This is a genomic window from Streptomyces sp. NPDC058295 (assembly GCF_042880655.1).
In the GTDB taxonomy this organism is placed as follows: domain Bacteria; phylum Actinomycetota; class Actinomycetes; order Streptomycetales; family Streptomycetaceae; genus Streptomyces; species Streptomyces coriariae.
In genome coordinates this window covers 63,613-85,683 of sequence record NZ_JBHVYO010000034.1, presented here as the reverse complement: position 1 = coordinate 85,683, position 22,071 = coordinate 63,613, and the positions used below count along the sequence as shown (strand labels likewise).

Annotated in this window: 22 protein-coding genes; 7 read left to right on the top strand and 15 right to left on the bottom strand. The window is 71.7% G+C overall.

What is annotated here, in order from left to right; all coding sequences use genetic code 11:
• Positions 1-62 precede the first annotated feature (62 nt).
• The 3 genes from ACFVYS_RS30670 (at position 63) to ACFVYS_RS30660 (ending at position 3,932) form a co-directional block, all read left to right on the top strand.
• The gene (locus tag ACFVYS_RS30670) at positions 63-893 is read left to right on the top strand and encodes a class I SAM-dependent methyltransferase (protein WP_389507269.1); all 831 of its coding nucleotides are present in this window, start codon (positions 63-65) and stop codon (positions 891-893) included.
• Positions 894-1,122: 229 nt separating this feature from the next.
• Positions 1,123-2,214 carry an NlpC/P60 family protein gene (locus ACFVYS_RS30665; protein WP_389507267.1) on the top strand — a complete coding sequence of 364 codons (1,092 nt, stop codon included), beginning with the start codon at positions 1,123-1,125 and terminating at the stop codon, positions 2,212-2,214.
• A 281-nt stretch (positions 2,215-2,495) separates the two neighbouring features.
• Entirely contained in the window at positions 2,496-3,932 is a 1,437-nt protein-coding gene (locus tag ACFVYS_RS30660) for a PP2C family protein-serine/threonine phosphatase (protein ID WP_389507265.1), read from the top strand.
• 402 nt (positions 3,933-4,334) lie between these two features.
• Here ACFVYS_RS30660 and ACFVYS_RS30655 read toward each other — a convergent pair whose 3' ends face one another.
• The 3 genes from ACFVYS_RS30655 to ACFVYS_RS30645 all read right to left on the bottom strand — a co-directional run bounded on the left by ACFVYS_RS30655 (position 4,335) and on the right by ACFVYS_RS30645 (position 6,035).
• Positions 4,335-4,679, bottom strand: a complete 345-nt coding sequence (locus tag ACFVYS_RS30655; protein ID WP_389507289.1) for a DUF2516 family protein — start codon at positions 4,677-4,679, stop codon at positions 4,335-4,337.
• A 163-nt stretch (positions 4,680-4,842) separates the two neighbouring features.
• Entirely contained in the window at positions 4,843-5,520 is a 678-nt protein-coding gene (locus tag ACFVYS_RS30650) for a hypothetical protein (protein WP_389507263.1), read from the bottom strand.
• Positions 5,521-5,606: 86 nt separating this feature from the next.
• Entirely contained in the window at positions 5,607-6,035 is a 429-nt protein-coding gene (locus ACFVYS_RS30645; protein ID WP_389507261.1) for a helix-turn-helix domain-containing protein, read from the bottom strand.
• A gap of 194 nt (positions 6,036-6,229) precedes the next feature.
• Between ACFVYS_RS30645 and ACFVYS_RS30640 the strand changes: the two genes are divergently transcribed.
• Entirely contained in the window at positions 6,230-6,970 is a 741-nt protein-coding gene (locus tag ACFVYS_RS30640; protein ID WP_389507259.1) for a patatin-like phospholipase family protein, read from the top strand.
• Positions 6,971-7,292: 322 nt separating this feature from the next.
• On the opposite strand, the gene ACFVYS_RS30635 is transcribed toward ACFVYS_RS30640, so the two are convergent.
• A complete protein-coding gene (locus ACFVYS_RS30635; RefSeq protein WP_389507257.1) occupies positions 7,293-9,413 on the bottom strand; it encodes a HelD family protein in 2,121 nt (706 codons plus the stop codon).
• 49 nt (positions 9,414-9,462) lie between these two features.
• Positions 9,463-10,155 (bottom strand): TetR family transcriptional regulator, encoded by a 693-nt coding sequence (locus ACFVYS_RS30630; protein WP_389507256.1) that lies wholly within the window; start codon positions 10,153-10,155, stop codon positions 9,463-9,465.
• Positions 10,156-10,329: 174 nt separating this feature from the next.
• On the opposite strand from ACFVYS_RS30630, the gene ACFVYS_RS30625 reads away from it, so the two are divergent.
• On the top strand, positions 10,330-11,391 hold the full coding sequence (locus ACFVYS_RS30625) for a zinc-binding dehydrogenase (protein WP_389507255.1): 1,062 nt from the start codon (positions 10,330-10,332) through the stop codon (positions 11,389-11,391).
• A 41-nt stretch (positions 11,392-11,432) separates the two neighbouring features.
• Here the strand turns inward: ACFVYS_RS30625 and ACFVYS_RS30620 are convergent, their stop codons facing one another.
• The 4 genes from ACFVYS_RS30620 to ACFVYS_RS30605 all read right to left on the bottom strand — a co-directional run bounded on the left by ACFVYS_RS30620 (position 11,433) and on the right by ACFVYS_RS30605 (position 15,737).
• The gene (locus ACFVYS_RS30620) at positions 11,433-13,580 is read right to left on the bottom strand and encodes a phosphotransferase family protein (protein WP_389507254.1); all 2,148 of its coding nucleotides are present in this window, start codon (positions 13,578-13,580) and stop codon (positions 11,433-11,435) included.
• Positions 13,581-13,774: 194 nt separating this feature from the next.
• The gene (locus ACFVYS_RS30615; protein WP_389507253.1) at positions 13,775-14,101 is read right to left on the bottom strand and encodes a hypothetical protein; all 327 of its coding nucleotides are present in this window, start codon (positions 14,099-14,101) and stop codon (positions 13,775-13,777) included.
• Positions 14,098-14,829, bottom strand: a complete 732-nt coding sequence (locus ACFVYS_RS30610; RefSeq protein ID WP_389507252.1) for an HAD family hydrolase — start codon at positions 14,827-14,829, stop codon at positions 14,098-14,100. Before ACFVYS_RS30610 ends, ACFVYS_RS30615 begins: the two co-directional genes overlap by 4 nt.
• A 29-nt stretch (positions 14,830-14,858) precedes the next feature.
• Positions 14,859-15,737, bottom strand: a complete 879-nt coding sequence (locus ACFVYS_RS30605; RefSeq protein ID WP_389507250.1) for a GntR family transcriptional regulator — start codon at positions 15,735-15,737, stop codon at positions 14,859-14,861.
• Between the two features lie 153 nt (positions 15,738-15,890).
• Between ACFVYS_RS30605 and ACFVYS_RS30600 the strand changes: the two genes are divergently transcribed.
• A complete protein-coding gene (locus ACFVYS_RS30600) occupies positions 15,891-16,085 on the top strand; it encodes a hypothetical protein (protein WP_020130348.1) in 195 nt (64 codons plus the stop codon).
• Here ACFVYS_RS30600 and ACFVYS_RS30595 read toward each other — a convergent pair.
• The 3 genes from ACFVYS_RS30595 to ACFVYS_RS30585 form a co-directional block, all read right to left on the bottom strand.
• Positions 16,075-16,941, bottom strand: coding sequence for a GntR family transcriptional regulator (locus ACFVYS_RS30595; RefSeq protein ID WP_389507248.1), 867 nt, complete (start codon positions 16,939-16,941; stop codon positions 16,075-16,077). The two genes, ACFVYS_RS30600 and ACFVYS_RS30595, sit on opposite strands and share 11 nt — an antisense overlap.
• A 399-nt stretch (positions 16,942-17,340) precedes the next feature.
• On the bottom strand, positions 17,341-18,606 hold the full coding sequence (locus tag ACFVYS_RS30590) for a GNAT family N-acetyltransferase (RefSeq protein WP_389507247.1): 1,266 nt from the start codon (positions 18,604-18,606) through the stop codon (positions 17,341-17,343).
• Between the two features lie 85 nt (positions 18,607-18,691).
• Positions 18,692-19,258 carry an aerial mycelium formation protein gene (locus ACFVYS_RS30585; RefSeq protein WP_389507245.1) on the bottom strand — a complete coding sequence of 189 codons (567 nt, stop codon included), beginning with the start codon at positions 19,256-19,258 and terminating at the stop codon, positions 18,692-18,694.
• Positions 19,259-19,417: 159 nt separating this feature from the next.
• Here ACFVYS_RS30585 and dtd point away from each other — a divergent pair, with 159 nt between their 5' ends.
• A complete protein-coding gene (gene dtd, locus ACFVYS_RS30580) occupies positions 19,418-19,843 on the top strand; it encodes a D-aminoacyl-tRNA deacylase (RefSeq protein WP_389507243.1) in 426 nt (141 codons plus the stop codon).
• A 35-nt stretch (positions 19,844-19,878) separates the two neighbouring features.
• On the opposite strand, the gene ACFVYS_RS30575 is transcribed toward dtd, so the two are convergent.
• The 3 genes from ACFVYS_RS30575 to ACFVYS_RS30565 are packed head-to-tail and all read right to left on the bottom strand — an operon-like array spanning position 19,879 to position 21,894.
• Entirely contained in the window at positions 19,879-20,844 is a 966-nt protein-coding gene (locus tag ACFVYS_RS30575; RefSeq protein WP_389507241.1) for a YgfZ/GcvT domain-containing protein, read from the bottom strand.
• Positions 20,845-20,854: 10 nt separating this feature from the next.
• Entirely contained in the window at positions 20,855-21,301 is a 447-nt protein-coding gene (locus ACFVYS_RS30570) for a Fur family transcriptional regulator (protein WP_389507239.1), read from the bottom strand.
• Positions 21,302-21,318: 17 nt separating this feature from the next.
• Positions 21,319-21,894 carry an FABP family protein gene (locus ACFVYS_RS30565; protein WP_020130355.1) on the bottom strand — a complete coding sequence of 192 codons (576 nt, stop codon included), beginning with the start codon at positions 21,892-21,894 and terminating at the stop codon, positions 21,319-21,321.
• Between the last annotated feature and the right edge of the window lie 177 nt (positions 21,895-22,071).

Sequence of the window (22,071 nt, the reverse complement as noted above, 5' to 3'; positions counted from 1 at the left end):
GGGTCGGGCCAAGGGTCAGGCTCCGGGTCGGCCGAAGGTGGTGCCGCATTACCCTCGTAGGCATGACATCCCGCGCCCCCGCCCGCCCTGTGGGCACGGTCACGCGCGGGACGACGAACCCCAACCGGCTGCGCCGCATGGACCGCTGGATCGCCGCGACGCACGGCGCGGAGCTGCGCCGCGCCGCCGAGCCGCTCGCCGTCGACCTCGGGTACGGGGCGGCGCCCTGGACGGCCGTCGAGTTGCTGCGGCGGCTGCGTTCCGTCGCCCCACGCGCGCGTGTCGTGGGCGTCGAGATCGAACCGGCCCGGGTGGCGGCCGCCAAACCGTACGAGCGCGAGGGACTGGACTTCCGGCACGGCGGGTTCGAGATCCCGGTGCCCCGGCGGCCGCACCTCGTACGCGCCGCCAACGTGCTGCGGCAGTACGACGAGGACGAGGTCGCCGCGGTCTGGCAGCGCCTGTGCGCGCGGCTCGCGCCGGCCGATCCGGTGACCGGGTCCCGCGGCGGTCTGCTCGTCGAGGGGACCTGCGACGAGATCGGGCGTCGGCACGTATGGGTCGCGCTCGGACCGGAAGGGCCGCGCACGGTCACCTTCGCGACCCGGCTGGGCTCCCTGGAACGCCCCTCGGACCTGGCGGAGCGGCTGCCCAAGGCGCTGATCCACCGCAATGTCCCCGGTGAGCCGGTGCACGCCTTCCTGCGCGACTTCGACCGCGCCTGGGCCGCCGCCGCGCCCTACGCGTCGTACGGCGCCCGCCAGCGGTGGATCCGCACGGTGCGGGACCTGACGGCCGACTGGCCGGTGACGGACGGGCCGGCGCGGTGGCGGCAGGGGGAAGTGACGGTGCGGTGGGGGGCGTTGGCGCCCCGGCACCGGGCCGGCGGCTGAACCACCGTTTCCTCCTTTCCCCCTGGCCACCGGGAACGATCTCCGTGAGTCGTTCGTCACACTGACGGGGAGATCGTCATGGCGGGGTGGCGAAGAGGGGAAGGACCGCTTCGGTCGCTGCGCCGCTCCGTCGTTCCGTCGTCACCTCTGTCGTTTTCGGCCGTGACGTGGCACGATCCCCCGGGCACCGTAAGTTACTGACGGTTAATCAGTGGTTGGGGGACGGGGTATGGGAACGGGGAAGCGCGGCCTGCTCGCGGCGGCTGTGACGGTGGTCTGCGCGGTCACCGTGCTGGGCGCACCCGGCACCGCGTTCGCCAGCCCGAGTCCCACGCCGTCGCCGTCGACGAGTTCCACGGCCCCGCCACTCCCCTCCACCGCGTCCAACAAGGAACTCGAGGCCGTCCGCACCAAGCTCGAAGCGCTCTATCACGACGCCGCGGTCGCCACCGACGCCTACAACGCGGCCGAGGAGGCGGCGAAGAAGCAGTCGGCGGAGATCGTCGAGCTGGCCAAGAAGATCGTCGCGGGCCAGGAGAAGCTGGACGACCTCAAGGACCGCGCGGGCGCCGCGGCCCGCGCCCAGTACCGCACCGGCGGCCTGCCGGACGAGGCGCAGTTGATGCTGACCGACGACCCGTCAGAGTTCCTCGACGGCGCGGGCCGGGCGCTCCAGGGGCAGCGCGCGACCAAGGGCCTGATCGGCGAACTCGCCCGCACCCAGCAGGACTTGGAGCAGTACTCCCAGGACGCCTCCACCCAGTGGCAGAAGCTGGAGGCGGGCCGCAAGACGAAGGCCGCGGCCCAGAAGAAGATCGAGAAACAGATCGCGGCGGCGGAGAAGCTCGAGTCCCAGCTCGAGAAGAAGGAGAAGGAGCGCCTCGAACAACTGGAGGCGCAGGTCGCGCTGGAGGCGCAGACCGCCTGGCTGGACACCGGCGTCCTCGACGAGATCAACAGCGCGGCGTCCGTCCAGGGCAAGAAGGCCGTGCAGTTCGCCACCGCCCAGATCGACAAGCCGTATGTGTGGGGCGCGGAGGGCCCGGACAGCTTCGACTGCTCCGGACTGACCTCCGAGGCCTGGAGGAGCGCCGGGCAGGCGATACCGCGCACCTCGCAGGAGCAGTGGAAGCAGCTGCCGCACATCGCCGTCGGGGACATGCGCCCCGGCGACCTGATCATCTACTTCGACGACGCCAGCCATGTCGCGTTGTACGTGGGCGACGGCGCGATCATCCACGCCCCGCGGCCGGGCCGCACGGTCACGCTCGCGGGGGCGGGCTCGATGCCGATACTCGGGGTGGTCCGGCCGGACGCGTGAGGCCCGGTGACCGGGCGGCCCTTCGGACGCCGCACTCCACGTGACCCAGGCCACCTCGACCCCGCTGCCAAACTCCGCGCGGACGTGACGTTCGTCATCCCCGCACCACACCCGCCCTGCCCAAATGCGGGACAGAACGCGGCATATGACTGTGGCCAGAGATCAAGCGGCCTGCCTCACACCATTCCGTTGCGGCGCCTTCTGCCGCTATGGTCCCCGTCGGTGGGTCGAGGTCCCTCGTCCCCACCATGCCCTCGGGGGGAGGGAAGGAACTCAAGACGATGCCCGTACCCGTACCGCGGCAGAGAGCGATCCCGGCCGTGGAGAGTGGTCAGGCGCAGGCCGCGCCCATAGTCGGCGGCCCCTCCAAGGAAGAAACCGTTCGCAACGAGGCGACCACGGCCGAGAACCGGAACAACACCGCGCCCGACCACGGCGCGCACCACACCGCGCTCAACGCGACGCCCGCCGACGGCGTCCACCAAGGCGTGAGCACGACCAGCGTGAGCGCCACCGGTGTGGGCACCGCCCACACCACGCTCACCCTGCTGTTGATCGAGGACGACCCGACGGCCGCGCCGATCGTCCACGACCTGCTCGACGCGGACGGCAGGCCGATCCGCGTACGCACCGCCCGCAACCTCACCGAGGCCGAGCGGCTGCTGACCCATGACGTCCACTGCATCCTGCTGGACCTGGCGCTGCCGGCGCCCGGCAGGGCGGGCGAGTCCGACGACGAACTCGCCGTCCTGCGGCACGTACTCCAGCTCGCGCCGCGGCACGCCGTGCTCGCGCTCACCGCGTCCGGCGACGCCGGGCGCGGCGCCGAGGCGGTACGCGTGGGCGCCCAGGACTACCTCTACAAGGATGAGCTGGACGGCCGCCTGCTGAGCCGTGCGATCCGCTACGCCGTGGAGAGGAAACGTTCCGACACGGCGGAGCGACGGCTCGCCGAGGGCAAGCTGCGCGCACAGGAGAACGCCCGCCTGGAGCGCGGCCTGCTGCCCACGCCCCTCCTGGAGGGCTCTCCGCTACGTTTCGCCGCCCGCTACCGTCCCGGCCGCTCACGCGCGCTGCTCGGCGGCGACTTCTACGACACCGTCCGCACGCCCGACGGCACCGTGCACGCGATGATCGGCGACGTCTGCGGGCACGGCCCGGACGAGGCGGCGCTCGGCGTGGAGCTGCGCATCGCCTGGCGGGCGCTGACGCTGGCGGGCCTGTGCGGGGACGAGCTGCTGAACACGCTTCAGCAGGTGCTGGAGCACGAGCGCGACGACGACGAGATCTTCGCGACGGTGTGCACGGTGGACATCGCGCCCGACGGCCGCCGGGCGGGCCTGTGCCTGGCCGGCCACCCCGCGCCGCTGATCGCCCGCCCGGACCGGCCCGCGCGGCTGCTGCCGTACGACAACAACGGCCCCGCCCTCGGCCTGCTGCCGGGCGCCCGCTGGCCGCGGATGCAGGTCGAGCTGGGCGCCGAGTGGAGCCTGATGCTGTACACCGACGGCCTGATCGAGGGGCGGATCGGCGAGGGCCGGGAACGGCTGGGCCAGGACGGCATGGTGGAGATGATCCGCCGCCAACTCTCCGAGGGACTGCGCGGCGAGGCACTGCTGCGGGCCGCGGTGAACGAGGTACGCGAGCTCAACGGCGGCGAACTGACGGACGACGTGGCACTGGTACTGCTGGACCGGGTCCCCGCACCGCTCCCGTAGCCCGAACGGGCCGCCCACTGCGGGGGATCCCGCGGAGCGGAGAGCCCGCGGAGCAGGGATCCCGCGGAGCAGGGATCCCGCGCGGTCGAGCCGGCGCCGGTGCCGGGACCGGCCGCGAGTCGGAGACCAGGGCCGCAGCGCGGACGCCGAGAACCGCCCGACCCCCGGGCGGACAGGCCGAGCGGCAAGCGGCAGGACCGCGCCGCATGCCGAGCAGCAGCCAGGACCGCAGCACCCGCCGGGGCCGGTACCGGACGCGAGGCGGGGTTCCGGTTCCCGAGGTGGGTTGTCGTCCACGCTGGTCGGGAGCTGGAGCGGGAGCGGAGCCGGAGTCGGAGTCGGACAGGGCGACGCCCCGCGGCCCTGGTAGGGGGCTGCGGGGCGTCGGAAGTTCTTGTGGGGTCAGCGGCCGCCGTTGTACGGGCCGTACGGGCCGTCGCTGCTGCTGCCGCCGCGCCTGCGGCCCCAGCCGCCGCCACCGCCGATCTGCCGGAGGGCGGGCCGTACGTCCACGAAGAAGACGATCGTGGCGACGAGACCCGCGAGCTGGAGGAAGAGCATCGGCACCAGGAGGTTCACCACCACCGTGATGCCCAGGATGATCAGCCAGAAGCCCTTGTTCTGCTTGTCGGCGGCCCGGTAGGCGTCGTCACGGAACAGAGCGGCCATCACCAGCGCCACCACGGCGAGGACCAGCATGGCGAGGTAGAGCAGCCACACCAGCCCGGCGAAGCCTTCGATCAGCACAACGTCCACCACCCGACTCGACGCGATTCGACTCGCTCGTCCTTACGCGGTCACCGTACCCGCAACCGCACTCCCGCTACCCGTACAACGGGCCGGGCACCACATGAGTGCCCGGCCCGTGACTGTATGTCCCTGTCCGCCGTGTCCGTCCCGGCCGTCGGTCTCACTTGGCCGGCGGCGTGGTCTTCTTCGCGACGGGCCTGCGGACCGGAGCCTTCTTGGCGGCCGCCGCCTTCTTCGCCTCGGCGGTCTCGGTCCGCGCCTCGGCCGCGGCGGGCTTCGGCACGTCCTTGACCACGACCGGCTGGACCACGGGCGCCGGCTTGGGCTCCGACTTGGGCTCGACCGCGATGGCGAGCTCCTCGATCTCCTCGGCGGCCTCGCCGCGCCAGGTCTTCACGGCCTGCTCGCCGTGCTCGGCGACCTTCTCGTACGTCTCACGGGCCTTGACGGCGTACTCGGCGGCGACGCCGACCCCGCGCAGCGCGAAGTCCTGGGCGGACTCGCCGAACTTCTTCAGGTCGGCGTCGAGGGTGCTGCCGATCTTCTTGATGTCCCCGTCGAGGCTGCTGATGAAGTCGGTGACCTTGGCCTGGAGGGACTCCTGCGCCTCCTTGGCCTTGGCGGTCGCCTCCTTGGCGCGGGCGCCGGCCTTCTCCTGCACGGCCTTGGGGTCGGTGTTGCGGACGGCCTCGAAACGGGCCGGGGCCTCGGTGCGCAGCTGCTCCACCAGACCCGGCACCTTCTTCGCCTGCTGGAGGGCCAGATCGGCGGTGCCCGCGGCGAAGTAGAACGGAGTCGGGTCGCTGAAGGTCTTGCGCAGGTCGTCGGTGATGGCCATGGTGAAGGTCCTCCCGGATTCACATACGTCGATTTCGGCTGAGGGTCGTGCAGGTCCGCAGCGGGGCGGCCGGTCCCCTGGTCCGGTCAACTGGCCGTCTGCTGCGGGTCGGCGTCGCTCTCGTCGTTCCGTGGGCCCGCCGCACCGCCGCCGTCCGCGAATCCGTTCTCCTTGCGGAAGGACTCGTAGATCTGGAGCAGCACCTGCTTCTGCTGCTCGGTCAGCGTGGGGTCGGCGAGGACGACCGCGCGGGTCGCACCGTCCCGGTACTCCTGCCCGTCCCGTTCCGCGTCGAGGATGCCGGCCCGCACGTACAGCGTCTCGGCGGAGATCCGCAGCGCCTTGGCGACCTGCTGGAGCACCTCCGCGCTCGGCTTGCGCAGCCCGCGCTCGATCTGGCTCAGGTACGGATTGGACACGCCGGCGGCTTCGGCGAGTTGCCGGAGCGACAGCTGCGCGTTGCGCCGCTGCTCGCGCAGGTACTCACCGAGATTGCCGACGTTGAGCGATGCCATGGCTCCACTGTGCACCAGTCTTGCTAACTATTGCAAGCACCTGCTTGCAATAGTGTGTCGCGCCACTCCAGACTGAGCGCCCCCGCCGAAGCACTCCGCCGAAGCAGCCACCCGAACACCTCACCCGAAGACCCCACTCGAAAACCCACCCGAGCACTCCACCCGAGCGCTCCACCCGGAAGGGGAGCGCGCACGTGGCCTCGCCGAAGTCGCCCACCGTCGGTCTGGTCCTGTCCAGCGGGGCGGTCCTCGGCGCCGCGCACGCCGGGGTGTTGCGGGCCGTCGAGGAGGCCGGGATCGAGGTGTCCGTGGTGACCGGGTCCAGCGCGGGGGCGCTCATCGGCGGCGCCTGGGCGGCCGGGACCGGCAGCGAGCGGATCACCGGGCGGCTGCTGCGCGCGCAGTGGGCGGACTTCGGGTCCGCGGCGATCGCCCCGCGCCTGGGGCTCCTGGACACCACTCCCCTGGTCCGCAACATCGAGGAGATGCTCGGCGACCTGCTGATCGAGGATCTGCCGACCCGGTTCGGCGCGGTGGTCACGGAGTTGCGCTCCACGACGCCCCGGCTGGTCGACTCCGGCTCGCTGACGGCGGCCGTACGCGCCAGCAGCGCCGTGCCCGGCCTGTTCCCGCCGGTCCGGTTGGAGGTGGGCGGCGCGCTCTGCGTCGACGGGGCCGTGCTGTCGCCGTCTCCGGTCTGGGCGGCGCACCGGCTCGGCGCCGAGCGGGTCATCGCCGTGGGCTTCGGCCGCGGCAACGCCCGCTGGCGCCGCTGGTTCGAGTCCCGCCCCGGCCACCCGGCCCACGGCCGCCACGCCGACCTGGCCGTCACCATCGACACCGCCGGCCACTCCTCCTGGTCGGCGGCCGGCGTGCCGGACCTGATCGACCGGGGGTACCGGGCGACGCGGGAGGCCCTGGAGAACTGGAACTGACGCCACCGGTCGGCCGGGCGTGCGGCGGCGTGCGGCGTTGCGCCCGCACCCGACCTGCCCGGCGCAGGACAGCCCGGCCCGGGACGGACAACCACGGCGCGGTCCGGCTCGTCGACGCCGACACCACGGCGGGCCGATCCGCTCCCCGCCCCTCCGACACCACCACGGCCGACCCGCAACCCGCCCCTCCGACACCACCACGGCCGACCCGCAACCCGCCCCTCCGACACCACCACGGCCGACCCGCAACCCGCCCCTCCGGCGCCGCACGCACCGCCCCGCTCCCCCCCACCCACCTCACGCCCCCGGCTCCCCACCCTCCTCACGCCTCCCAGGGCAACTCCCGTTCGTGCACCACCTCCAGTCGCGAGACCGCGCGGGTCAGTACCACGTAGAGCCGGTTCAGGCCGCGTTGCTCCGACTGCGCGATGGCCGCCGGTTCCACGGCGACGACGTGGTCGTACTCGAGGCCTTTGACGAGGGTCGCCGCGACGACCGTCACCCGGGCGGCCGGATCGTCCGGGCCGGAGGTCGGGATGCCGGCCCCGGCCAGGGCCTCGCGGACCCCGTCGACCTGGGGGTCCGCGGCGATCACGCCGATCGAGCCCTCCCGGGGGAGTGCGTCGCGGACGGCGGCCACGACCGCGGAGCGCAGGTCGCCGTCGGCTCGCCGGACGCGCAGTTCGCCGTCCCGGCGCAGGGAGTCGGCGCGCGGCACGTCGGCGTCGAGGAGGTCGAGCAGGCGGCCCGCGAGGGTGAGGACGGCGGCCGGGACACGGAAGCCCGTGGTCAGCGGGACGATCGTCGCGTCCGGCTTGCCCAGGTGGGCCATCTGCGCCCGCCAGGAGTCCGCCGCCCAGGGGGTGGTGCCCTGCGCCAGGTCGCCGAGGACGGTGAGCGAGCCGAAGCGGACCCGGCGCGCGACCGCCCGACACTCCATCGGGGAGAGGTCCTGGGCCTCGTCGACGACGACATGGCCATAGCCCTGGGGATGGTCGAGGAGGCCGGCGATCTCGTCGAGGAGGACGAGGTCGGCGGGCGACCAGCGAGCCGACCTCGGGGAGCGGGGCGGCCGCGACCAGCGCAGGGCCCGCTGTTCCCCGGGGTCCAGGAGACCGTCCGCGGCCCGCGCCAACTCCGCGTCGTCCGTGAGGAGTCGGGCCAGCACCTCCTCCGGGCGCAGCTTCGGCCACAGTGCCTCCACGCACGCGCTCACCGGCCGGGCCCGTTCGATGCGGCGGGTCCATGAGGCCGGGCGGGGCCCGCTCCGGCGTTCCACCTGCTCCTGGATCCGGCGCACGATCCGGCTGCGCACGCGCTCGCGCCCGATCTCGTACGGCGGCTCCTCGGCGAGCACCCCGGCGACGATGTCCGTCAGCCGGTCGCCCGCGATCCGCCAGCGGTAGGAGTCGTCGGGGACGGAGAGGTCGTCGGCGTGGCCGGCCGTCACCCGCCCGTACACCGCGCGGCGCAGCACCTCGGCCATCCGGGCGTCGTGCTTGACGGCGGCGGTCCGGTCGGGATCCGTCCCGGTCGCCGGACGGCCGGCGATCTCGTCGTGCAGGGTCGACTGCCGTACGCCGGTCTCGCCGAGGGAGGGGAGCACCTGGGCGATGTAGGAGAGGAAGGTGCGGTTGGGGCCGAGGATCAGCAGTCCGCCGCGCTGGATGCGCCGCGGGTGGGTGTAGAGGAGGTAGGCGGCCCGGTGCAGGCCCACGGCGGTCTTGCCGGTGCCGGGAGCGCCCTGCACACACACGGACTCGGCGAGCTCCCCGCGGACGAGTTCGTCCTGCTCGGGCTGGATGGTCGCGGCGATGTCCCGCATGGGGCCGACGCGGGGCCGTTCGATCTCACGGGCGACGATCCCGCCCGGCCGCCCCGGCCCGCCCGGCCGCCGACGCCCGGCCCGCTCCCCGCCGTCGGCGTGCCCGCCCGTGTCGAGGCGCTCGTCCTCCAGGCCCGTGAGGTCGGCGGAGTCACCCCGGCTGCCGGGAGCCCAGCCGAACCGCCGCCGGACGGCCACGCCCTGGGGGTCGCGGGCGCTCGCCTGGTAGAAGGCGCGGGAGACGGGGGCGCGCCAGTCGACGACGAGGGGCGGGGCGGCCGGGTGCTCGCTGATGCGGAGCCGGCCGATGTGGTGGGCGAGGCCCGCGTGCTCGCCGCCCGTGCCGTGCGCGAAGTCCAGCCGGCCGAAGAACAGGGGGCCTTCGGGCAGTTCGTGCAGGGCCTTGGCGTGGCTGCGCAGCCGGTACCCGAGGACCTCGGCGTCGGCGCCGGAGGCGGAGACGTCCTCGCCGGTGACGATGTGGAGGTCGGCGCCCTCGACCATCGCGGCCAGGGCGGCGCGGCAGCTGTCGTGGTGGGCACGTTCGTGGTGCAACGCGGTGCCGAGATCCGGCGGGCTCTTCGGGTCGCCCTCGGGGACCGGCTCGGGTGTCGTCATACGGGAAGGGTAACGAATAACGTAACCGAGTCACATTTTTTACTTAGTATCAGTCTGCGGGAGGTCCCGGTACCGGTCCTGGTACCAATCCGGGTACGAGCCCGGGTACCGGTCGGCCGAGCTGCGGCAGACCCGCCCCCAGCACCGCGAACGCCCGATCCGCCGCCGCCTCCGCGTCCGCCCGCACGTCCTCCACCCGCTCCCCCTCCGCGATCCGCCGCCAGTTCTCCTCGGCGAGGATCCGCCGGACGGCGACGATCTGCCCGGCGGCCAGCCGCGCGTCGAGGGGGTCGGGCAGCTCGTCCGCCAGGGCGTCGGCGAGGGCCGCCTCCGAGCGCTCCAGGTAGCCGTACAGACGGGCGACCAGGGAGGGCGTGCCGTAGAGCATGGCGTGGAAGGCGCGCACGTTCGGGTGGTCGTTGAGGCCGGTGACGGGGTCGGCGGCGGCCAGCCCGGCGAGGAAGTGCCGGCGCAGGGCGGGCAGCGGTGCGACCCCCTCGGCCCGCGCCGCCGTGACCACCCGGGCCGACTCCTGCTCGTGGTCGGCGATCCGGTGCAGGACCAGGTCCTCCTTGGCCGGGAAGTACCGGAACAGGGTCGGCTTGGAGATCTCGGCCGCCGCGGCGACCTCGGCGACGGACACCGCGTCGAAACCGCGCTCGACGAAGAGCCGGACGGCGATGTCCGACACCACCTGGTACATCCGCTGCCGCTTGCGCTCGCGCAGCCCGGTCTCGCTCATGGACCGAGCCTACGGGGGATCGCCACCCCACCCCGATCGACCTCGCCCCCGATCGACCTCACCCCTCCCGACCTCGTCGCCCCCTCCCGACCTCGACCCCCCTTGACCTCAACCGGGGTTGAGGTCGAAGACTCCATGCACGCGCATTCAACGGCACCGCAGTGGAGGTATGTCATGCGAGCAGCACAGGTGAAGGCGTTCGGCGGACCGGAGGTCCTGGCCACGGTGGAGCTGCCGGACCCGGTCCCGGGCCCCGGCGAGGTCCTGATCGAGGTCGCCCACGCCGACACGATCTACGTGGAGACCCAGGTCCGTGCGGGCCTGTTCCGCGCCCACTTCCCCGTCGAGCCGCCCTACGTCCCCGGCGGCGGCGTGGCCGGCACGGTCACCGCGGTCGGCGCGGGCGTGGACGCCGGGTGGGTGGGCCGCCGCGTGACGTCCTTCGTGACCGGCAGCTACGCCGAGCGCGTGACGGCTCCGGTCACCGCGCCGACCCCCGTCCCGGACGGCGTGGACCTGCGCACGGCCGCGGCACTCGTGCACGACGGAGTGACGGCCGCCGGTCTGCTGGAACACACCGCCGTGGGCCCCGGTGACCGCGTCCTGATCCTCGGCGCCTCGGGCGGCATGGGCACCCTGCTGATCCAGCTGGCCCGCGCCCGGGGCGCCCGGGTGGTGGCCGCGGCACGGGGGGCACGGAAGTCGGCGCTGGTGCGGGAGCTGGGGGCGGACGCGGTGGTGGACGTGTCGGAGCGGGACTGGGTGGAGCGGGCGCGGCAGGCCCTGGGGCGGCCGGAGCCCACCCGTGCCGCCGAGGCGGCCACCGAGACCACCGCCGAAGCCGATACCGAAGCCGCCTCCGAAGCAGGCTCCGAGGCCCCCGCCGAAGCCGCCGCCGATGTCGTGCTGGACGGCGTCGGCGGTGAACTCGGCCTCGCGTCCTTCCCGTTGACCGCCGACGGTGGGCGTTTCTCCGCGCACGGGGCACCCTCGGGCGGCTTCGCGGCCGTGGACGCGGCGGAGGCGGAGCGGCGGGGCGTCACCCTGTTCGGGATCGGGGACCTGCAGTTCGGCGAGGCAGAGGCGCGCCGCCTGACCGCGCACGTCCTGGCGGAGACGGCCGCGGGGCGGCTGCGGCCGGTGATCGGCGCCCGCTTCCCGCTGGCGGAGGCCGCCGCGGCGCACGCGGCGATCGAGGGGCGGGAACTGGTCGGGAAGGTCGTGCTCGACGCGTGAGGTCCGGGGTGTGAACCGGCGCCCGCGGGCGGGCGCCGGGGTCAGGGCCTTCCGCGTGCCAGGGCCAGCTCGAGGTAGGGGTTGGTCGTTCGGGGGGTCGGGAGGCCGAGGGCAGCGATGGCCGCGGCCAGCGTGTCGGCGTAGGAGTCCACGGCCCGGCGGACGTTGGGGGCGTCCAGGCCGGCCCCGGTGGTCAGGCGGACGAGGTCGATGTACGCGGAGCGGACGGTCTCGATCCGGCGGTAGGCCGTCCAGTCCTTCTGCCAGTCCCTCGTGTACCTCTCCGGCAGCTTCTCCTCCCACCGCCGGAACATACGGGCCCGGATCTCCGGCCGTGTCGGCGTCAGGTGCAGGTGCCGGACCAGGTCGTAGAGCGGGTCGCCGACGAGGGCCATCTCCCAGTCGATGATGGTCAGCGCCCGGTCGTCGTCGCGGCGCACCAGGTTCCACGGGTTGAGGTCGCCGTGCAGCAGGGCGGGGGCCCGCAGGCTCACCCGGTGCCGGGACAGGATCTCCCGCAGCCGCCGTTCGTCGGGCAGCCCGAGCGTGCGGGCCAGTTGCAGCGACTCCTTCGGCAGGTCCCTCACGAGCCCGATCAGTTGTTCCTTGAGCCACTCGCAGAACTCGACGTCACGGGCCCCCGTGTCGACCAACGCCACGTCCACTCGCGTCAGTTCGCACAGCTGGTCGACGAGCCCGTCCGCCTCGTGCGGGCGCAGCCCGTTCACCGGGTGACCGGGCGGCTGGTCGATGCGAGTGCCGACGTACGTGTGAATGCTGAAGGCGTCGTCCGGGTAGCTCTCGCCCAGCGCCAGCACCTCGGGCGCCGCCACCCGGACACGCGACTCCTGGATCGCCCGCAGGACGGCGTGCTCACTGAGGTGACTCGGCTCCAGCCGCGAGACGTTGGGCAGTCTGCGCCGTACGACCACCGGGGTCGGCATGCCGGGTACGCAGACCACGGAGTTGAGGTGCGCGGTCCCCTTGAACACCCGGCCCGCCGGAGCCGCTCCCTCGGCGAGCAGGGCCTCGCGCACGGCCGACCGCGGGAAGCGGGGGTTCTCGGGCAGGCGTCTGTCCGGCTCCCAGGCGGAGGCCTTCGCCACCCAGTGCAGGCCGCCGACGCCTCCGTCCCCGCGCGAGGCCAGCCAGCGGAAGAGTGCCCGGGCGATCTCGTCGTTGGCCGGCACGTCCGTGAGCCGCAGGGGCCCGGCAGCGGTCTCCAGGGCCCGGCGCACCTCCGCTGTGGCCTCGTCCAACCTCTTCTGGGTCGATGCCCCCCGCAACGACCGCGCGGCCCGCATCACGTCCGGATAGACGGACTGCGCCCACTCGAATTCGACGTAGTGACGCAGGTCCTTGGCCAGACCCTTGACCGCGCCGGGCCGAAACCGCCACATGGCCCCCTCCCACGCCTCGATCACCTCGTCCCACTGATGGGCCGGGTACCGCATGCGCACCAGATGGGTGGCGAGGTCGTGCAGCGGGTCGCCGTAGGTGGCCAGTTCCCAGTCGACGCAGACGAGCGGCGGGTCGCCGTCGTAGGTCACGATCAGGTTGTCCCGGTGCAGGTCCGCGTGGAGCAGGCTGTACGGCCGGCGGGTCATCGCGGGCACGTCCGCGGCCAGGCGCGGCAGAGCGTCGTCGGAGACACCCAGGGCCTTGAACAGCCCGCCGAACTCGTCCCAGTTGGGCTTGCGGATCTGCTCGTCCGCGCACAGGGCCAGGGTCTTCAGGAAGGCCTGGCTGTCGTTGTGGTTGGCGGGCCAGGAATCAGGCAGCGGCGGCAGTAGCTGCCGACGCACCTGGGTCATCCGGGCCAGCAGCTCGGCCAGCGCCTTCACCAGCAGGGTGTCGACAGGCTTACCGTTTCCGCAGATGGTGGAGAGCGGTACTCCCTCCACATGGCTGTGGACGGAGTAGGCCGGCGTCTTGACCAGGCATTCGGGTGCGTACGGCAGGGCGCCGTGGACGGCGTCGAGGATCGCTGCCTCGTCACGCCAGGTCCTGATCACGACGGGCAGCGCGTCGGATCGCCTGACGCGCACTATCACCGAGGTCCCCGCGGCACGGCCGACCAGCGGCGCGACATCCTCCGTCAGCGGCAGCACATGGTTACGATTGTGGTGGCCGCTGGTCTCTCGGGTCGATTCGGCGGCCTCGACGAAGGCCCGCAGCACTCCGGGCACGTCCTCGGTGGTCCGTTTCCCCAGGTGACGAGGGGAAACAAGATGGTCGACCACTGGCCGCTCCGGTACTCGCGCTGGGCAGGGTAGGGCAAACGGTAAACGCGCCGCACGACCGGAGTGAGGATCAGCTGAGCCGAATGGTGGTTTTGCCACGCACTCACGTCGGATCGTTCGAGACCGGCTTGTTCGCCGTCTCATACGTACGGACGGGAGCGATTGCTCGCGCGGTTGAGGCATGCTAACGCAGCCGGACCGGCTATTCGGCGAGATGGTTCCAGACGGAGTCGAACCACGCCTGCCAGTTCGATCTGCCGCTCGATCACCTCGTAGGGGCCGTGCAGCGCCTCCGTACCGTTGAACAGACAGAGCTTGAAGGCCGGCGTCTGTGGCGCGTATCTGATCTGGACATCGACGGTCGACACGTGGTTCTGCGTCTTCAGGTCCCTCAGCACCCCGCCCAGTGACTCCGTGTGCCGGTCCGTGATGTCGTGCAGACGGTTGCTAGTGGCGCTGCTGCTCAAAGCGCCCTGACCGCCGTCAGCACCGCTTGCAGCGAGTTCACCACCGTCGTGGCGCCCGCGCCCAGGAGCAGCTTCTCCTTGCGCCCGTTACGCGCGTAGCCCAGGAAGGGCACGCCTGCCTCGCGGGCGGCCAGGAAGTCGGAGGGGGCGTCGCCGATCATCAGGGCGGTACCGGGCGCCGATCCCATGGCGCGCAGGGCGCGGTTCAGACAGTGCGGGTGGGGCTTGAGGTGGCGCAGTTCCCGGGTGCGGCCGTAGATGTGCGGCGCGAAGCAGGAGGTGAGCCCGCGGTCCGCCAGGTAGGTGGCCGCCGCCTGCGGGGAGTTGTTCGTGGTGACGGCCAGCCGCAGCTTCCGGGCGACCAGTGTGCGTATCAGGGGGTCCGCCCACGCCGTGGGCATCGCCGTGGACGTCGCCTTCAGCTCCTCCTGGGTGAGGCGCTCCTCCAGCTCCGCGACCAGGTCGCTGCCCGGATGCCGGCGGTCCACCGCGCGCAGCACGACGTGCGGGTCCGGCGACCTCCGCTCGTCCGCCGTCAGCAGGCCGCGCAGACCCCGCCCTTCGAGCCACGCCACGAAACCGTCGGCCACACCTTCCGCCGAGTGGCCGGCGAAGAGCCGGCAGATCGGCCCGTCGAAGTCCCACAGGACGACCCTCGCGCGGGCGAACAACGCCCGCAGCTCCTCGATCTCGTTCCCTGTGTCGTTGTTCCCGGTGTCGGCTGCCACCTGCTCAGTCTGCGTCGTATCAGAGGTCACTAGAAGAGTGTCAGGTCCGTCGTGATGGTTTCCCAGAGGGCGTCGAACCACTTCTGGGATTCCTCCACGAACGCGGCGTCGCGCTGACCGGCGGCCTTCTCGAAGGAGAAGAGGAGGGACTCGGTGCCCCGCACGTCGTACATGTCGAGGGTGCCGGCGTCGGTGGTCTCCTCGGTGCGCGCGACCATGTAGTACGCGATCAGCGCCTCCTGCCCGTTGAGGAGGTACAGCTTCACCGGCGGGGTGAACGGCAGCGCGCGGAAGGTGATGTTGACGTCCACACCGTGCGAGCGCAGCGCGCGGAGGTTGTAACTCAGCACCTGGCCCTGCGCGTTGCGCATCGACAGCCATCGCTGGTGGACCGGGTCCTCGTCGTCCCCGCGGTCCTCGACCGAGACCGGGAAGGCGAGACTGATGTCCCGGGACGGCAGCAGGATGCGGACGTCGATCTTCTGCGGCCGGATGCTGCCGGCGTGGATCAGCCGCAGGGGCTCACCCAGGGCCGGGATCAGGCTCTCGGCGGTGAGACAGGCCGCGTCGATCCGCACATGCGGGACCCCGAAGGCCGCGGTGAGCCGCGGGGCCAGGCCCACCATCGTGGGCTGCGGCTCGCCGCGGTCCGGCGCCGGGGGTTCCGCGATCCGCGGCGGACTGCCCTTGCTCACGTTGGTGAGCAGCCCGTCGTCCTGGAGCACCCGCAGAGCCTGGCGGACGGTACCGCGCTCCACGCCGAACTCGTCGGCCAGTTCGGCCTGGGTGGGCAGCCGGTCGCCGGCCCTGAGATCCCCGACGCGGATGCGTTCGCGCAGGACATCGGCGATCTCACGCGGTGAGAGCCTGCTGCCGTTCACTGCCACGTTCTCCTGGGTCACGACCAAACGCTACAACTTAGATCCATCTGGCGGGAGTTGCTTGAAAGTTGTTTATCAACTGCCACCAAGTGGGGACAACATAGTCATAGTTGGCAACCAACTTGAGTGAGTTGGCGGAAGGTTTGCCTCCCACTCCAGTCTCGGAAGGGGGGAACCACCATGCCTGTCCTCGTCCTCCTCTGCGCCGCCTTCGTCGTCGGTGTCGAGCAGACCATCCAGTGGAAGTACGGCACCGCCGGCGCCCTCGGCCTGCTCCTGCTCAGCGTCGGCATCAAGGCCAAGAGCCCCGTCATCAGCTCGGCCGGCGCCGTGATCCTCGCCCTCCTCGCCACCGGACCCGCCGTCAGCTCGTGAGCACCAGCTCCGAGCTGATCGTCCCCCACAGTGCGTCGAACCACAGGTGGGACTGTTCCACGAACGTCGTGTCACGCGGTCCGGCGCCCTGCTCGAAGGCGAACAGCACCGACCGCGTGCCTTCGGCGTCGTACATCTCCAGGTGCTCCTGGTCGATCGTCTGCTCGCGCCGCTTGACCGTGTAGTAGGCGAACAGCGCTTCCGTCCCGTTGAGGAGATACAGCTTGACGGGCGGGGTGAAGGGCAGTGCGCGGAAGGTGACGTGCACGTCGATGCCGTGCGTGGAGCGCAGGGTGAGCAGGTTGTGCCGCAACACCTGGCCCTGGGCGTTGCGATGGGCCAGCCAACGGCGCTGGAGCCGCCCGGTCTCCGCGATGTCCACCGGCGCCGGAAAGGCGAGTTCGATGTTCCGGGACGGCAACAGGACACGGACGTCGATCTTGGCCGGTTTCAGTTGCCCCGCGTGGATCCGCCGCAGGGGTTCACCGATCGCGGCCGTCAACGAGACCGCCGTCAGGCACAGGGCGTCGACCTCCACGTGCTCGGCGGCGAAGGCCTCGGTGATCCTCGGCGGGAGCGCCACCATCGAGGGCTGCGGCGCCGCCGCGGGGCCCGTCGGGGGGCCGGCCGCCCCCGGCCGCGCGGCGACCGTCGCCGGGCTTCCCTTGGAGACGTTGATGAGGAGCTGCTCGGACTGAAGAATGCGCAGCGCCTGGCGCACGGCACCCCGCTCTACGCCGAACTCGTCCGCCAGCTTGGCCTGCGTCGGCATGCGCTGACCCGGCCGCAGCACTCCGGTTCTGATCCGGGTGCGCAGCTCGTCGGCCACCTCGCGGTGTGACCGTTGCGGCCGCACCGCCCCCCTCCGCCCATTGACGGAGGCATGTTCCGGCTCCACGTCCGCACACTACAACTTCCCGCCATCTTTGGGCAGTTCAAAGATAGATGGTTATAGGACGCTTCCAAGCGGACATAGTTACAGTGAAGTTGGCAGCCAACTTCAACGACATGGTCAAACTTTCAGACGGTTGGCGGTCGGGCTTCCTTCCGGAGGGGAGCCGGGAGCCCGAGCAGTCGACACCGACGTACAGCCACAACTGAACATCGCCCGCACAGCCACAACTTCAGATCGTTCGCACAGCCACAACTGAACAGCTACGGATACCCGCATCAAAGAATCACGGACACACAGCCAGACGCACGGAAGCACAGGAAGTACAGACGCACAGACGGACAGCCACGCGGAAAGGAGCCGTCAGAACATGTCCGGGCACCAAGGGCGCCCGGACGTACGCAGCAGGGCGTCGGCCCCTCGGGCGGCGCCCGCTCGTTCTTCCCGGAGCCGGCCCAGCGTCGCCAGCCGCCCCGCGGACTCGTCGCCCAGCCACAGCGTCGCCAGCTCGGCCACGTCCAGGGTGAGGTCGGCGCCGCGGGTGGTCGGCGTACAGGAGGCGCCGTCGGGGGTCGCGTCCAGCAGGAAGCGGCCTCCGGCCAGGCCCGACCGGTCGACGACCTCGAGGACCAACGCGCCCGACGCGTCGTACGTCCGCGCCTCCAGGGCCCGTACGACGTCCAGGATCCGCACCCACAGCCAGTCCGCCTGCGTGGTGATGCGCGCCGCGCGCGGGTCCGGCAGATGGAGCGGGAGCAGGTCGTCCGGTGAGCGCCAGCCCGTCTTCACCCGGGTGATCCAGTCGATGGAACAGAGGTAGTGCCACAGGGCACGCTCCGCGGCCGGGGTCACCGCGCTCAGCCAGTTCACCGTCGCCGTGTTCAGCGGCTGCTTGGCGTCGCTCCACTCGTCGTCCGCCCGGTAGGAGGCCATGCCCTCCACCACGCCGTCCGCCGAGCGGTAGACCACGAAGAACGGCTCGACCCACGCACCGCCGAACAGCCACAGCTGTCCGGTGCGCGCCGCCCACCAGTGCTCGTCCCGGTCGATCGCGCCCGGCTGGGCGCTCCGCAGCCGCTCGTGCAGCTCGGGACCGATCCGGCGGATCTCCTCGGGGTCGGCGAAGTCGATCCGGCCGCCGTCCCGCGGGCCCGACCAGTTGGGGTCGAGGCCGGCGCGCGGCACGTCGATCGACCACTCGGTCATCGTGGTCGCCGGACCGAAGCCGTACCGGCCGTAGATCCGGTACTCGGCGGCTATCAGGGTGGCCACGACGTCCCCGCGGTCCTTCGCCGCCGTCAGGTCGTCGGCCATCAGACGGGTGAGGATTCCGCGGCGGCGGTGGGTGGGCGCGACGGTGACGTTGGAGATGGCGTCGGCGGGGACGGGTGCGCCGCCGACCGCCGTGAGCTCCTGGTCGAACGAGCGGAAGGTCGCCACGCACCGGCCCGCGTCGAAGGCGCCGGAGACACGGGAGTCCGCGAACGCGATCCGACGGTCGGCGAGCATCTGGTCGGGGACGGTGGGCGGGCGGAGAAAGCCCGTGTTCACGGCACGGGTCCAGTCGGGAAGCTCCGCGTCGGTGACTGCGCGGACGTCGATCGGCTGCTGGATGGCTCGGCGGGTCATGGGATCACCGTAGGCAGGGGCGGGCGGGTGGTGCGAAGATTTTTCCCGCCTTCGCCGCCCCGGCCCCGGTGGCACCTCGCCGGCGTCACACCAGCAGGTCCTCCACCTGTGCCTCTCCCTCCCGGTAACGCCTCGTGATCTCCGCACCCGACTCGTCCGCCGTCCGCTGCAGGCGCTGGCGGCGGCTCGAGACCTGCTGCTCGTAGCGGACCAGGCAGCCCATCGCGTCGTGGAGCTCGGGATCGGTGCGCGCGTCGAGGTCGGAGAGTTCGACGTCGGCGAGCATGTCGGCGGCCAGCCGCCGGTACTCCTCGCTGTGCGGCGTGCCCAGGGTGACGTGGCGGGCCGAGGAGCGGTGCCGGGCCGGGGCGTCGGTGAGGATCTCCGACAGCCGCTCCACCACGGAGGCCGCACCCGACGGAGAGCGGCGGGCCAGCTCCGCGCGCAGGATGTCGATACGGCCCTGGAGCAGCCGTCGTACATAGCTGAGGTCGGCCTCGTCGCGCTGGGCGTCCCTGCGCAGGGTGCGCAGTTCGGGCAGGCTCAGCCCGGTCAGGTCGTGCTCGGGTTGTTCCGTGGGCGGCACGGGGCTGTCGTTGCGCTGTGTCGGCGGCCGGTGTGTCGCAGGCCGCCCGGTACTCGGTGTGCTCATGTCCTTCTACCGTCCCCTCGACCGGCGTGTGGGAAGCATCGTGCCACCCCGATCGACCGCTGGGTTACCGAGTCCCCCCGAACGGCCCCAGATGGGGGCTTAAGGATCAAAAATGGGCCACTCCCGGGTCCGCGCGACGCACCCGGCATCATGGTCCGCATGCGAGCGGTGGTGCAGAGGGTGGACGGCGCGAGCGTCGTCGTGGACGGCGAGACGGTCGGGGAGATCAACGGCGAGGGACTGTGCGTCCTGGTCGGGGTCACCCATGAGGACACGAAGGAGAAGGCGGCCCAGCTCGCCCGCAAACTCTGGTCGGTCCGCATGCTGCACGAGGAGAGGTCGTGCAGCGACATCGACGCCCCGCTGCTGGTGATCAGCCAGTTCACGCTGTACGGGGACGCGCGCAAGGGGCGCCGCCCCACCTGGAACGCGGCCGCCCCCGGCGAGACGGCCGAGCCGCTCGTCGACGAGGTCGTCGCCCGGCTGCGGGAGCTGGGCGCGACGGTGGCGACGGGCCGGTTCGGTGCGCAGATGCGCGTGTCGCTGACGAACGACGGCCCGTTCACCGTGCTGATCGAGATCTAGGGTCCCCTGCGAACCCTGGGGTCCCTGGGGGTTCCCTAGGGTTCCACGACCGTTTCCTGAGCGGCCGCCGTCGTTCCGGCCAGCAGCGGAGCGTCCACCGGCACGTTCCGCTTCACCAGGGCCAGGGCCACCGGGCCGAGCTCGTGGTGGCGTACGGCCGTGGTGATGAAGCCGATCTTGCGCCCGTCGGGGGCGTCGTCGGCGACGCGGAGTTCGGTACCGGCGGCCGGCAGGTGGACCTCGCTGCCGTCGAGGTGCAGGAAGACGAGGCGGCGGGGCGGCTTGCCGAGGTTCTGCACCCGGGCCACCGTCTCCTGGCCGCGGTAGCAGCCCTTCTGGAGGTGCACGGCGGTGCCGATCCAGCCGAGCTCGTGCGGGATGGTGCGGTGGTCGGTCTCGAAGCCGAGACGCGGGCGGTGGTGCTCGACGCGGAGGGCCTCATGGGCGAGGATCCCGACCGGCGGACCGGCCTGCCCGGCGTACGCCTCCAGGTCGGCGCGGGGGAGGAAGAGATCGCGGCCGTACGCGGTCTCCCGGACGGTGACACCCGGCGGGACGGGGGCGATGGAGCCCGCGGGGAGGTGGACGACCGCGATGTCGGCGGTGCGGTCGGCGACCTCTACCCGGTTGAAGAACTTCATCGACTCCAGGTAGGCGATCAGCGCCTCCTGGGTGCCGGGTTCGACGTGCGCCCAGACCGTCAGGCCGTCGTCCACCAGATAGAGCGCGTGTTCGATGTGGCCGTTCGCGGAGAGGATCAGCGCTTCGGTGGCCTCACCGACGCGGAGGTCGGTGACGTGCTGGGTGAGGAGAAGGTGCAGCCAGCTCAGCCGGTCCTCGCCGGAGACGGTGACGACTCCGCGGTGCGAGAGATCGACGAAACCGGCACCGTCGGCGAGGGCGCGCTGCTCGCGGAACAGATCGCCGTAGTGACCGGCGACGCCTTCGTCCACACCCTCGGCGGGGACGGCGCCGGGCAGGGACAGCAGAGGGCTCTTCATGGCCCCAAGCCTACGACTTGGTAATTGAACCCTTGAGCGTGCAGTCCTTGCACCGCCCGAAGATCGCGAAGTGCTTCATGTCCGTGTCGAAGCCGAAGGTCTCGCGCAGCTTGTCCCGGAACTCCGCGGCCACCTGTACGTCCGCCTCGATGACATTGCCGCAGTCCCGGCAGACGAGGTGGAGGTGATGGTGCCGGTCCGCCAGGTGGTACGTCGGCGCCCCGTGCCCCAGATGCGCGTGGCTGACCAGCTCGAGCTCCTCCAGGAGCTCCAGGGTCCGGTACACGGTGGAAATGTTGACCCCCGACGCCGTCTTCCTCACTTCCACGAGGATGTCGTCGGGGGTCGCGTGCTCCAGGGTGTCCACGGCCTCGAGGACAAGCTGGCGCTGCGGCGTCAGCCGGTAACCGCGCTGCCGCAGGTCGCTCTTCCAGTCAGTGCTTTCAGTGCTCACCACACAGAAGAGTCTAGTAACTACTTGAAGAAGGCGATCCCGTCGTCCGGCATGTCGTCGGGGAGGGCCTTCGCCCAGCGCTCGACATCCTCCGGGGTGACGACCTTCTTCAGGTGCGCCGACATGTAGGGGCGCAGCTCGGTCTCGGGGGTCTGCTTCTCGCCGACCCACATGAGGTCGCTCTTGACGTACCCGTACAGGCGCTTGCCGCCGGTGTAGGGGCCGGAGGCGGCCGTGCGGGCCACCGCGTCGGTGACGAGGTCGATCTGCGGCTTCTTGTCGGCGAGCTCGCCGTACCAGATCTCGACGACGCCGTCGTCGCGGACCATGGTCACCTCGACCTTGCGGTCGGCGTCGACGCGCCAGAAGCCGGACTCCGACTCCAGCGGCCGGACCTTGTTGCCCTCGCCGTCCAGGACCCAGGTGTGGGAGTGGTACTCCAGGAAGTCCCGGCCGTCGTGGCCGAAGGTGACCTCCTGTCCGAAGTTGCACTTCTCCGAACCGGGGAAGTCATGCACGCCCGCGCCCGCCCAGCTGCCCAGCAGGAAAGCGAGGGGGACGAGGTCCTTGTGGAGGTCGGACGGAATCTCGATCATGAGTGACAGTTCCTGGACGTGGTCGGTCAGCGCTGGCCCTGGTACAGCTTCTTCACGGTCAGACCGGCGAAGGCGAGGGTGCCGACGCAGACCAGGACCAGCAGGGCTTCGAAGAAGATCTCCACGGGGTGCTCCTCGGATGAGCGTGCTTCGGGGTACGTACTACAGGGCCGGCCC